At 45.2% G+C, this 12,449-nt stretch carries 10 protein-coding genes; 5 read left to right on the top strand and 5 right to left on the bottom strand.

Going from position 1 to position 12,449, the window contains the following annotated elements; translation table 11 throughout:
- A partial coding sequence (locus tag H6F50_RS14065; RefSeq protein WP_190429173.1) for a pentapeptide repeat-containing protein occupies positions 1–302 on the bottom strand: 302 nt, incomplete at its 3' end.
- A gap of 351 nt (positions 303–653) precedes the next feature.
- Between H6F50_RS14065 and tpiA the strand changes: the two genes are divergently transcribed.
- Positions 654–1,385: a triose-phosphate isomerase gene (tpiA, locus tag H6F50_RS14060; protein ID WP_190411832.1), complete on the top strand. Its 732-nt coding sequence runs from the start codon at positions 654–656 to the stop codon at positions 1,383–1,385.
- Between the two features lie 54 nt (positions 1,386–1,439).
- A complete protein-coding gene (gene folP, locus H6F50_RS14055) occupies positions 1,440–2,393 on the top strand; it encodes a dihydropteroate synthase (protein WP_347277166.1) in 954 nt (317 codons plus the stop codon).
- Positions 2,394–2,504: 111 nt separating this feature from the next.
- Here the strand turns inward: folP and H6F50_RS14050 are convergent, their stop codons facing one another.
- From H6F50_RS14050 to H6F50_RS14035, 4 genes are all read right to left on the bottom strand, one after another.
- Positions 2,505–3,317 (bottom strand): stomatin-like protein, encoded by an 813-nt coding sequence (locus H6F50_RS14050; protein ID WP_190429171.1) that lies wholly within the window; start codon positions 3,315–3,317, stop codon positions 2,505–2,507.
- A gap of 160 nt (positions 3,318–3,477) precedes the next feature.
- Complete coding sequence (locus tag H6F50_RS14045; RefSeq protein ID WP_190429170.1) at positions 3,478–5,274, bottom strand: alpha/beta hydrolase; 1,797 nt, start codon at positions 5,272–5,274, stop codon at positions 3,478–3,480.
- A 194-nt stretch (positions 5,275–5,468) separates the two neighbouring features.
- Complete coding sequence (locus H6F50_RS14040) at positions 5,469–7,760, bottom strand: polysaccharide biosynthesis tyrosine autokinase (RefSeq protein WP_190429169.1); 2,292 nt, start codon at positions 7,758–7,760, stop codon at positions 5,469–5,471.
- Between the two features lie 88 nt (positions 7,761–7,848).
- Entirely contained in the window at positions 7,849–9,324 is a 1,476-nt protein-coding gene (locus H6F50_RS14035; protein WP_190429168.1) for an SLBB domain-containing protein, read from the bottom strand.
- Between the two features lie 270 nt (positions 9,325–9,594).
- Here H6F50_RS14035 and H6F50_RS14030 point away from each other — a divergent pair, with 270 nt between their 5' ends.
- The 3 genes from H6F50_RS14030 to H6F50_RS14020 all read left to right on the top strand — a co-directional run.
- Positions 9,595–10,965 carry an O-antigen ligase family protein gene (locus tag H6F50_RS14030; RefSeq protein ID WP_190429167.1) on the top strand — a complete coding sequence of 457 codons (1,371 nt, stop codon included), beginning with the start codon at positions 9,595–9,597 and terminating at the stop codon, positions 10,963–10,965.
- Positions 10,966–11,239: 274 nt separating this feature from the next.
- Entirely contained in the window at positions 11,240–12,154 is a 915-nt protein-coding gene (locus H6F50_RS14025; RefSeq protein ID WP_190429166.1) for a phytanoyl-CoA dioxygenase family protein, read from the top strand.
- Between the two features lie 98 nt (positions 12,155–12,252).
- Positions 12,253–12,449: oligosaccharide flippase family protein (locus tag H6F50_RS14020; protein WP_190429165.1), on the top strand; the 197-nt coding region annotated here is incomplete at its 3' end.

The raw sequence follows: 12,449 nt of genomic DNA, 5'->3' as shown, positions 1-12,449 counted from the left end.
GCTTTCTGGAGATCGGCGCTATTTGCAAATACACCCGTTAAATTAGCTTTTTCCAGATTAGCCTGCGTTAGATCGGCACCTTCTAAGTTGGCATTCGCTAGGTTAGCTCCCTGCAAGTTTGCCCCTCTCAAATCAGCCCCAGTGAGATGGGCACTTACAAGATTGGCTCCTTTCAAGTCGCAGTTCTGACATTGCTTAGTTTCGATTAATCGTCTGACATGAGCGGGATTTTCGGCTCGGACGGGAGCAACTAAGCCTAAGGGAAGCAGAATCGCTGCGGCTGCTAAAAATTTTAGTTTCATATTTACTCCAATAATTTAAGTTTTTTATTTACGTTCTGGTATAATTTTAACCCTATGTTTTTTTGAGAAACATCGTACGATAGGGGGGAATCTTTCGGGTAAATACCCACCTAAAGTAATAAAAAGATTTTTGAAGTGAGTAGCGGCTAAGAGCAGCATCCCCAGAGCGATCGCTCCTGCGGATCGAGTGTTGGCGTGCAAGGATTGCGGGGTGAAATTATCGCGTCGCTTGACATTTGCGCTTTTAGCGACCAGAAAGTGTAAATGCGATCGCCTTTAAAGCAGGGGTTCCCCCGCCGTACTAAACTGGAGGTTACAGTTTTTAGCATTCTGAACTTGACTGAGTTAGCTGTGCGGAAAATAGTTATTGCCGGTAATTGGAAAATGTACAAAACTCAGACCGAGAGTCTGGAGTTTTTGCAAGGATTCATGTCTCACCTAGAAGAAACCCCAGACGAGCGGGAAGTAGTCCTAGCGGCTCCTTTCACTGCTTTGAGCATCATGTCTAAAAATCTGCACGGTAGCCGCGTGCAGCTGGGTGCCCAAAACATCCACTGGGAAGAAATGGGAGCCTACACAGGTGAAATTGCCGGACCCATGCTGACAGAAATTGGGGTGCGTTTCGTAATTGTGGGTCATAGCGAACGGCGTCAATACTTTGGCGAAACCGATGAAACTGTGAACCTACGGCTGAAAGCAGCGCAACGCTACGGTTTAACGCCCATTCTCTGCGTCGGCGAAACCAAGCAACAACGCGATGCAGGTGAAACAGAATCCCTGATTTCTACCCAACTGAAAAAAGGCTTGGTTGACGTTGATCAAGAGAACCTGGTTATTGCCTACGAACCTATTTGGGCAATTGGTACTGGCGACACCTGCGAGTCAAAAGAAGCAAATCGGGTGATTGGCTTGATTCGCACTCAATTGACAAATCCAAATGTCTCGATTCAGTACGGTGGCTCGGTCAAGCCCAATAATATTGATGAAATCATGGCGCAGCCAGAAATCGATGGGGCTTTGGTCGGGGGAGCCAGTCTGGAGGCTGCCAGTTTTGCCCGAATTGTCAACTTTCAAAAAGGATAAGGATGTTAGCGAAGCGGCGCTTTCTTCGCCGGATGACGGATGAATCAATCCAAAATCCAAAATAGCTTGACCCTGCGGGGTCAAACTTTTGACTGGGGACAGCGCACTTATTTAATGGGTGTGTTGAATGTGACGCCTGATAGTTTTAGTGACGGCGGAGACTTTAACACGCTAGGAGACGCCTTGGCTCAGGCTAAGCATCTTGTGGCAGCCGGAGCCAATATCCTCGATGTGGGGGGACAATCAACCCGCCCCGGAGCCGCCCAAATCTCTCTGGAAGAGGAATTGGATCGGGTGCTACCAGTAGTGCAAGCCCTCCGAAAGGGTGCAGAAGGAAAGATCGAGGATGACTCCGATTCTACGGTAGGAGTCATAGAATCTGCTCAACACAGCAATCCCTTATCCCACCCTCCGGGATACATCCCTCATCCTTCTGAGGTTCCGATTTCCGTGGATACAACACGGGCATCTGTGGCACGGGCAGCGATTGGGGCGGGGGCTGATATCGTCAATGATATTTCCGGCGGTACTTTCGACCCGGAGATGTTTGCTGTGGTGGCAGAGTTGGGAGTCCCCATTGTGTTGATGCACATCCGAGGGACGCCAGCTACCATGCAGCAGATGACGAATTATCAGGACTTGATGGGGGAAATCTCCGAGTTTTTGTCAAGTCAAATTGAGCAAGCGATCGCATCTGGCATCGATCGCTCGAAGATTATCATCGATCCCGGCATTGGCTTTGCCAAAACTTACGAGCAAAGCTTGGAAATTCTGCAACGCCTGCCGATGTTGCATTCTTTAGGTGTTCCTTTGTTAGTGGGACCATCCCGGAAAAGTTTTATCGGGCGGATTTTAAATCAACCCGATCCCAAAGCCAGAGTGTGGGGAACGGCGGCGGCTTGTTGCGGAGCGATCGCGGGAGGTGCTGATATCCTCCGAATTCACGATGTCCAACCTATGCACGACGTTTGTCGCGTCGCGGATGCCATTTTCAGAAAACAAAAATAGAAAAGCTAAGAGCGATCGCTGTCTTGAAATGCCTTAAAAAGTGATGTTTTTAATTTCAAATCAGATCGGCTCTTAAAACTCTTTTCATTTTTGTTTTTAAACTTTTACCTTCTAAGTTCCCGATCCATTGCCATTAGAGCCATTAGGAGGTTCAGGAGTAGACATTAAATCAGTCATGGCTTCTGATAAAGCTTTCGGGTCCATAAATACCACTTTGGAGTTAGGACTCGCACTCAATTTCTGATTGGCATCGACATATCTTTGAGCAACGAGAAACTGTAATACTTCTCTACTTAAAGGCTGTGACTGCAAAGCTTGACTAAGAATTTCTATTGACTTCACAGTTCCCTCCGCTTCCAAGATAGAAGCGCGTTTCTTACTTTCCGCTGCTCGTTCCAGCTCCAGAGACTCCAAGACAGTTTTTGCGGGTGTAATGTCTCGTACCTCGACGCGAGTCACCTTAACTCCCCACGCAGCCGTCGCTTCATCCAACTGCTGTAACAAAGTCTGATTAATTTCGGTTCTGGAAGAATACGTTTGCTCCAGTTCCATTTGACCAATCGCAGAGCGTAGCGTCGTTAAAACTAAGTTTTCGATTGCCTGCTCAATATCTTCAACGGCGTAGTAGGCCTTTTCCAAATCCAGAATCTGCCAGTACACCACTGCATCAACTTTCAGCGAAACGTTGTCTTTGGTAATTGCCTGTTGAGGGTCAATGTTCAAAAACTTCTCGCGGCTGGTTTCCTCCACCACAATTGAGTCAACAAAGGGAACGATAAAGTTGAGACCGGGCGCGAGTCTTCGATTGTACTGACCCAAGCGCTCTACTAAAGCTTGATTTCCTTCGTTGATAATTTTCACAGAACCCACTGTATAGCCGATAATCACTAAGGCGAGGGGGGCAAGAATCGTGATGGGGTCCATAATGCGCTCTCTCCTGAAGAGGCTACTGTTAAAAGTAGCGATTAGCTTAATGCTAACTTTTAATTAGTCACAGCTTGACTTTGATTAAATCAGGATTTTTATCCAAAACTCGGAGCCTTGCCTTAGTTTTGAGAAACATTTCATTGGGATGCCCGCCTTTCTAGGGCAGTGGTGGCAAAGCCAGCCACGAAGTAACGCTTGGGGGTAGTTGCGTATTCAGGCGCAGCGCCAGTTCTGGGGTAGAGAGAGATTGGGCGTAGGCGGGTGTTAAAAAGGGTTCGTAAGTTGAGGCGGCTGGAGTCAGCTGTTTGACAAATGCCAAGGTGACGCCTTTAAGCAACTGACGCAGGGGAGCCGCTACTTCACCAGTGCGTTCGTTGACGAGGGTTGTTTGAGTGAGCTGTTCGCCTTGGCTACCAGGAGCAAAATCGCTAATGCTTAAGTGAGTTCCGCCAATTGCTGTGAGGAGATATTTCGGGCTGGGTAGTTGGGTAAAAGGTCGTAGTTGATGGTTCAGCGATGGAGTGAGGGGATCGCTGGTGCCAGTCAAGATTAAGGTAGGAGTGCTAACTTTGCCAAGACCTTTTTTGCCAAATAAGTCTCCCACGACGGGGTTCAGCGCGATCGCTTGCACCACGCGCCGATCCCGCAAGCTCAAACGTTGGTCGGGCAGATCCGCTGCTGCACACTGCAACCAATCGCCCCCCGATTTTCCTAGAGGATTGCGATTTTTGCAGAATTGTCGTAACTCATCTAGATTCAGTTCCCCTCCCGCCAACGCTAAAGCCGTGTAGCCGCCCAAGGAATGACCAATCACGCTCACTTTCTCGGTATTCAGCTTCCCCTGAAGGGAACCTGGTAGCTGGTTTAGCCGAGCTAGCTCATCAAGCAAAAAGCTAATATCTTTGGGCATGGCGACAAATTCGGACGCCGGTAACAAAGGTACTAAACCGGGTACTCCCACAGAGTTGCTGCCAAAATGCCCGCCAAAGATTTGGTTGGCATTGCTGCCCGGATGCTCGATGGCGGCGACGGTGATGCCATGAGACGCTAGGTGACGGGCTACATAAGCCAGGAAGGAGCGATCGGCTCCAAAGCCGTGGGAGAGGACCACGAGGGGATTCTGAGAATTTTGGTAAGGGGGCTTCTCGTTTGTGTTTGCCCAGTAAAGATCGACGACGATCTTGCGATCGCTGGTGTATGTCCCCAGAATCGGCTCTTGGCGTCGCCAGTCGTGAAAGGTCAGAGTCTGCTGCTGTACTGTTTCGGAACCCGCTTGGGCGGGGTTAAAGGCAGGACGAAATTTTCCTTTGGTGACGGTTAGTTCCCGCTCCAGTAGAGGGCTTAAAGCTCCGCTTTGCCAGTAGGGGGCGTTGAATTCTAGGGCGATCGCGATCGCTGAAGAGGCGTCTATGGTAATGGTGTCGGCTGGATAGGACTGCAAAAAGCTGATAACGCTTAAGCCGTTGGCTTGCCGCAAGGCTAGAGTTAAACCTGCTTGCAGTTGTTCTACCGTACTATTCGGGAGCGCCAATCCCAGCTTCTTGATTAATTCTTCTCCAACGGGCGATCGCAACACGTCTTTCACCACTTTGTCTCCCAAATTCGGATCTAGGTGCAAGCGACGGTTGAGGATGTCTCGAAATTCTGAGCTGAGCAATGCCTTGTAAGGCTTGAGACTTGCAGGAACTTCCCCCGTTTTGGCAAAATCCTCTAAATCTTCGATCGCGACCGATTGCTGAAACGGTCCCAAGCGCAGCGTTACCCGTTCTGCTGCTAAGACGGGTGCCCCAATTGACAAAAGTGCGATCGCGTTGCTTAAAGAAGTTAGCGTCACGCCCCATAAGAAGCTTTGAGCAAGTAAGCGTGTCCGCCTGGTTGCTAAAAATGGCAGCGTTTGCGTTCTTGGAAGCGTTGGAAAAACCTTGTCCCGAAACCAGTTCAGCTTTAACTTCATTATTTCCATTCACCCCGTTTGAGTGCAGCAGCGCCGTAATGTAGAAGCAATTCGATTGTGGTTGTTCCCATTCTTAAAAAGCTCTGCACTTGTGCGATCGCTTTTATAGAAACTGGATAGTCAGTGCTGTTAGCACAGCAAAGCCAAGCACGGACTCAGCGAACATAAGAATGCGCCCCTGCCCCGAAGCTCGCTTAATTGCGACTATAGGTGCGGCTATAGGAAGGATACGCGGGAGAAGTATACCCTTTAATGCCATTGGCGACGATACCCAAGACTGTGCCACCAGATATTTTTAGTCCATCTAATGCTTTCATCAGCATGGAACGGTCTGTTTGATCGATCCCCACAACTAAAATAGTGCCATCTGTATTCGCTGCCAAGATGTTGCTGTCTGCTAAACCAACTAGGGGTGGTGAGTCGTAGATCACTAAGTCGAAACGGGCTTGAAATTGCTCGATCAGATACTGCATTTTATCTGATGAAAGCAGTTTGATCGGGTCTGAAGAGTTGTGACCTGATGTTAAGACAAACAGGTTGTTGTCTTCTGGCGATCGCTGAATGGCATCATTCAGACTCAAATCCGTGGCGATGATATCGCTGAGTCCGCGCACGTTCGGTAAGCTTAAGCGAGTATGCAGACTCGGACGCCGCAAATCGGCGTCTATCAATAATACCCGCTGACCAATTGCCGCTGCGGCTTTCGCCAAGTGAATGGCAACCGTTGATTTTCCATCTCCCGGTGTTGCGGAACTGATTGCCAAAGAAGTAATCGGCGTCCCGGAACTGAGCAAGCGAATATTGGTATAGAGAGAACGGAAGGCTTCCAAAAATGGCGAATCGGTGTATACATTTAGCTTCTTGCGACCATTGCCATTTGCTTTATTGTCACCCAAAAGTTGATTTAAACCGGCAACATCCGCTGCGGTAGAGAGTTTGCTGGGTTTCTTGGGCGGTTTCTTGAGTTCCTTGGCAAAAGGAATCACTCCCAAAATCGGCAGTTTCGTTTCCCCTTTGACATCCTCGGGGGTATGGAAGACTGTATTGAGAGCCTCGATGAGAAAACCCAACCCGATACCCAATAGCGCACTTAAAACAATTGCGATCGCTAACTGTTTTTTCGTTTGTTTCGTCGCTACTGATATCAGGTTGCCATCTTCATCGCGCCGTAGCTGAGGCTCTTCAATCAGTTCCCAAGGCACTTCCTGCTGGGCAGCATCTAAGTTCAAGGCTTCTCGTTTGCCTAAGAATTGCTTGAGGTTATCGGTTGCAACTAATAATTTTCGCTGTATATCGGCGTGCTGGCGGGCTACCGCAGGTAATTCTTGCAGTTGTGCTTTGATTTTCCTTTCAGTTTTCAGAATTGTTTGGTAGCGCTCCTGTATTCCTTGGATTCTTCCCTCCAATTTTTTGAGAAGCCCTTGGGCTTGTTCGCTCAGCAACCGTTGCAAATTTTCCCGCTTTTCCTTAAGAACCAGAATCGGTGGGCTATCGTCCCGAAATTGGGGGGATTGTGCCGCAATAGTACTATCTAGAGTTTGAATCTGCGCTAGCAAGGTTTCGTAGGTTTTTGCATCAGTAGACAAAATTGCGGTAGAGTTCCCTTCTTGCAACTGTTTTTGCATACTGGCATATTGCGCTTGCGCGTCAGCGAGTTCCGCTTGGGTATCCGATCTTTGTCTTTCAAGCGTCAAAGCCTGCTCGTATAGCAAGGAATCTGCTTGTTCCGGATCGCTGACATTATACTGCTGCCGCAGTTTTTGGAGTTGTGCTTGCAGCGTATCAACTTGCCCTTGTAGCTGAGGTAGCTGCTGATTGATAAACTCAATTCCTTGTTTAAGGCTTGACAGGCGCTCTTGGCGGCTGTAATTCAGATAATTTTTATAAAGACTATCCAATACAAACTGAATTTTTTGCTGGTCTTCATCCCGGTAACTAACTTCTAAAATTTTGGTGCCGTATTGAACTCCATCTTTTTCATAATTGACTCGAAAAATTAAGAGTTTCGTCATTAAGGAGTTATATGTTATCTCCGGATATTTTTTTTGCAATTCCTTGATGACTGGCAACATCAATTTCGTACTTTGCAAAACTCGAATTTGCGTCTCATAATCCAATAAACTAGATTTTTCTACTTCGATTTTTTGGATATCTGCATTGTTCGTTTGAGACGATAAAAATTGCTTCGCCAATCTATCTTCAGCAGTCACGGGTTCCACCAAAAGCCGAAAAGCTCCTTCGTATTCTGGAGCAATCTGCTTTGAGGTAAAGACAATCATGCTTCCTGACATGACAGTTAATATAATTGTTACCCCTGCCATAACTGGGAGTCGGCGGCGCACAACCCCTAATAGCCATGCCAAGTCCAGCTTCTGTTCATCACTGTCGTCAGAGGGTCGAGTCAGGTGCCCTGGCAAGGACTGAGTCAACTTGCTATTGCTAGTGCGCTTATTAAAGAATGGCTGTGAATTGTGTTCGGTATCCATTTACCTATTAGATAGAAGTAGATAGAACAAAAAAAGCTAACTACGGTTTAAGAAAACGTTTATAGATACACCCTGAATATATGCTTACCTAGTCATCGTCTCCCAAAATTCCAAATAAATTAAAAATGTTGAAGAATGTGAAAACCTTTTCGATCGGTTCTAAGAATGTTCGCACACTGTCAGAAGTTTTGGCGCTTCCAGAACGGCTGACGACAATAATGTCGTTATTGCGGACGAGTGGATTATTTGTCTCGTTGATTCCTTGGGTTAAATCAATATTGACTTTACTCTTTGACACTGTACCGTCAGGGTTGAGGCGAATTAAATCAACCGCCTTTCGATTCGCTCTAGCATCATTGAATCCTCCCGCAGTCAGCAATGCTTGATTCAAGGTTGTGTTTGGCGCAACCTGCACCACTCCTGGACTTTTCACTTCTCCGACCACACTTACCTTAATAGTACCGGGAGAAAAGCTAGTGGTCGCTAATTCAGAAATTTCTGCCGGGTTAACTGCTGATGCAGTGGGAATGAAAATGGTATCTCCATCTTGCAAAAGCGTATCTTGACTGAAATCCCCAGCCTGCAAGAGTTGCCAAAGATTCAGATCGATAATTTGTTCTGTCCCTACTTTGGTGAGTCGCCGCAGCTGGATACGGCGAATATCAGCCAAGGGCTTAATCCCCCCAGCCAAATCGATTGCCCGCGTTACAGTTGGCAGTCCCAGGGTTCTTTGCTCTAGTGTTGTCTTTCCTCCAATCACAACATAAGTACCAGGACGGTTGACTTCTCCTACGACTGCAACACTGCGGGGTTCTTCTAAAGGAGGTGAAAAACGAGTTGTGGCAATTTGACGTACTTCGTCTAAGTTAATGGTGCTGGTTGTGGGAATAAAGACAGTGTCTCCATCCCGCAAATTTAAATCTTGCCTGCTGTCGCCGGTTTGTATCAGCTCCCAAAGGTTCAGATTGATTACTTGCTCGGAACCGGATGCTAGCTTGCGACGCACCTGAACCTTACGAATATCAGCCGTCAGCGTAATTCCCTGTGCCAGCTCAATTGCCTGGGTTACGGTGGGATATTGGAACCCAGGCACGCTCCCGACTCCAGCTATCAGGGGAATTGTGAAGCCCCCTGGGCGAGTCACCTCTCCTCCCACCCGAACATTGATAGGGCGAGGAGACAGAACGCTAATGGTGATAATGGGTCGTTTGAGGAAGCGAAAGTATGCAGATGAAATGGCATTCGTCGCTTGTGGCACGGTTAGCCCCTGAACCGATAGGGTTCCAATCAAGGGTAGGGATAAGGAGCCATCTGCGAGAACTTGGTACTCGCCGCTATATTGGGGAACCTCGAAGATATCAAGGCGGATGCGATCGCCTCCACCCAATGTATAGGCTATATCTGGTCGAGCAGGATTAGTATTCGCTTGTGCAAGAATTGTAGGTTTTTGAAAACGCGGTACAGTCGCCTGGGTAGGATTGGGGCAAGCAAAGGCAAATGTTGCCACTAAGGTTATCCCGGCAGAAGTTCGAGTGAGTTGTCTATAAAAACCTAGATCGACCATACATAACCTACTTGTTTTATATTTTTAAATTTAAGCTGTGTGAGTAGAAACCTGCCACTCTAAATAGTATTTATTTATCCTCATTTTATAGGTAAATCTCTTAAACCTATTTATAGTAAGCTTTTTGAAGTTACTAGTTTTTAGTTTGTATCTTTAAAAGAATTAAATACTCGTAAATATACGGAAATACATTATTCTTCTCTGGTTTAATCAGTCGCTATACTCATATAGGGTCAGCTTCGCGTTATTTCTTGTCTAAGAATATTAAACATGAGTACTCTCGCTTCAAACCCTCTATTGTTAATAATCGCTGCCACCAGTGCGATTATTTATATCTTATTGTTGTTTAACTTTGCTGGTAGAAGTCAAGCGACCTCTAAAACATTAGAAAAAATTTTTATTGGTTTAATAATCTTTGCGATCGCAGGAGTTACTTTAACCGGATTTGATAAAATCCATCCTAGAGCTTTATATCTACACGGAAAAAAGCTTTATTCGACGATTTTTCAAATCGGCATTTACGCCACCTTTATATTCATTATTTATTCGCGATTCTTGCAAAACATTAAAAATTCAGTTTTTGTTATTTCTAGGCTTCTCATTAATAATGTTTATTTTTGCGGATTACTCTTTTTATTAACTCTATCTGCGGCTTGGTCAGGAACTCCAACTTATACACTCAAAGCTAGTATAGTTTTTTTAGGCACAACTGCTTTTTGTGTTTACGTTGGTAAGCAGTATAAATGGAAAGAACTATTTGATTTATTGCTTACTATCAACAAAATCATACTTTTACTGAGTGTATTTTATGCTTTGTTCAGACCGTCAATTGGAGTAACGTCTAAGGGCTGGCAAGGAATTTTACCCCACGGAAATGCTTTTGGATTCTTGATGGGTCTAACAGCTGTCATGTGTTATATACAGTCAGTTCGCAAACCAAAAACTAAATGGCAATCTCTGGGTTTTGCTGCTTTATCTATTTTTGCTTTACAACGCTCAAATAGCGGAATGGGGAAAGTTCTGTTGGTTCTACTGATAAGCGTGTTAATCGTTATCCGCTTTATCAAAAACTTGCCTCCCCGATTAGCTTTTGCCTGCATAATCTTTTTTATGGCTATCGCCATGTGTTTGTGTATTGTAATTACCCAAAATGCCGAATTTATTATTGTAGATACACTGAATAAAGATTTGACATTAACTGGACGCACAGACTTCTGGCCTTTAGTCATCAACCACATTAAACAACATCCATTGCTGGGATATGGATACCAAGGATTTTGGCAGTCTTGGCGAGGAGCAGCCGATCCAGCGGCTGACATCATCGTGGTAAAAACCCAATTTAAGCCAGAACATTCTCATAATGGTTTTTTAGACCTAGCTGTAGACTTGGGATTCGTAGGATTAGGGTTCTTTTGTCTTTCTTTCTTAACAAATATTGCTTTAGCAGTTCAGTATATGAAACGTACCCAAGAACCTGAATTAGTCATGCCCCTGCTACTGATTACGTGGGCAGTTATGACAAATATTACTGAAACTGGATTGATATCAATTACCTATGCTTGGCTGTTTTATGTTATAGCAACAGTTCGATTATGCCTGGACGCTACAGGAAAAAGTTCTCAAGAGAATTCCAGCGCTTAAGAACTGGTTTGCCGGTCTTGAGGGGTTTCTGCTCAATCAGGCGATCGCTAGAAGGGTTAGAGGCTCGGTAAGCGATCGCTTTAATTAAGGATGAGTTTCAGCCAAATATGTTAAGCCGTGTTGCAATAACATTCAACACTTTTTCGGGATATTTACCTAGGAAAACTTTCTCGCTATCTAATTTCCGGATATTTACGTAGGAAAATTTTCTCGATATCTAATAATATACGTTTAAAAGTGAACTAAAACAATCAGTTCCTAAAGGATTTAATTTATGGACACCCCTAAAGATTATTACGAAACTAACGGATACTATGTTTTTAAAAATCTCATTCCTGAAAATTCGATTAATAATATTTTAAAAGAGTATAACTCCAATATCCTTTCATCTAACTCTCCTTTCTTTAGACAATCAACGAATAAATGGGAAACCAATACAATTACTTCCAATGGATACTCTGAAGAATCTTTTAGAGATGTTCACGATTACCCAGATTACCCAGGATTTACTGAGGCAGCTAAAGAAATTTTCTGTTTGCAGCAGGTTAGGGAAGCGCTGACTGAACTGACGGGTAGTGAGGAGCATAACCTTATGCAAACCATGTTCTTTGATATGAACACGGCTACCCCTGCCCATCAAGATTGGTACTATTTAGATTCCATGCCAAACGGTCATTTGCTGGCTGGATGGTTTGCTCTGGAGGACATCCACGAAGAAGCGGGTCGATTTTATGTTTTACCAACATCCCATCTCGTTGACTTTGAGTTAACAGATGATGAAAAACTATCTAATCGGTTTTACTTGGAAAAGTTGAAGGAGTACATCAATGCTCACAAGAGTAATATCCAAGCTCCTGCCTTGAAAAAAGGAGATGTCTTGTTCTGGAACTCTAGAACGATTCACGGTTCCTTGGAAACACTTAATCCTCAATATTCTCGCAAATCTCTCACCGCTCATTATTTACCAGCGGTATATGAATTCGGTAGCCGGAATGCAGAATCTCCGACTGCTGTAGATTATGCCACGTACAAAGGAATGAAGTATCGTTTGATTCCTGCAATGTACAAAAATTATTCAGCAGCGGCAAAACTGAAAACAGATTTCTTGCAGTATTTGTGGGAGCAACCAAAACTAATGCGAACCGCAAAATTTGTGAGAAAAGTTTTGCAAGGTGCTAAAGGTAAATAATCGATTCTGTTCTGTTCATCGCAAAAACAAATAGGGTTCTGTAGGACGACCTAGTTCTCGAACCCTATTTTTATCCCTTTATAAATTGCCCAATTCTGATGTTAGACAAGCTGAGTCTGGTCAATCAAAAGCTTAGCCCTGGTCTACGCAAGGTGTTCAGCAACATCGCGTGGCTGTTCGCTGACAAAATCCTCCAAATGGGCTTAAGCCTAATTGTAGGGATATGGGTAGCTCGCTATCTAGGGCCGGAACAGTTTGGCTTATTTAATTATGCGATCGCATTTGTAGCGCTGTT

It is taken from the genome of Coleofasciculus sp. FACHB-712, assembly GCF_014695635.1.
GTDB lineage: Bacteria > Cyanobacteriota > Cyanobacteriia > Cyanobacteriales > FACHB-T130 > FACHB-T130.
The sequence above is the reverse complement of the archived record's forward strand: the minus strand, read 5'-3'. Positions and strand labels throughout refer to the sequence as shown.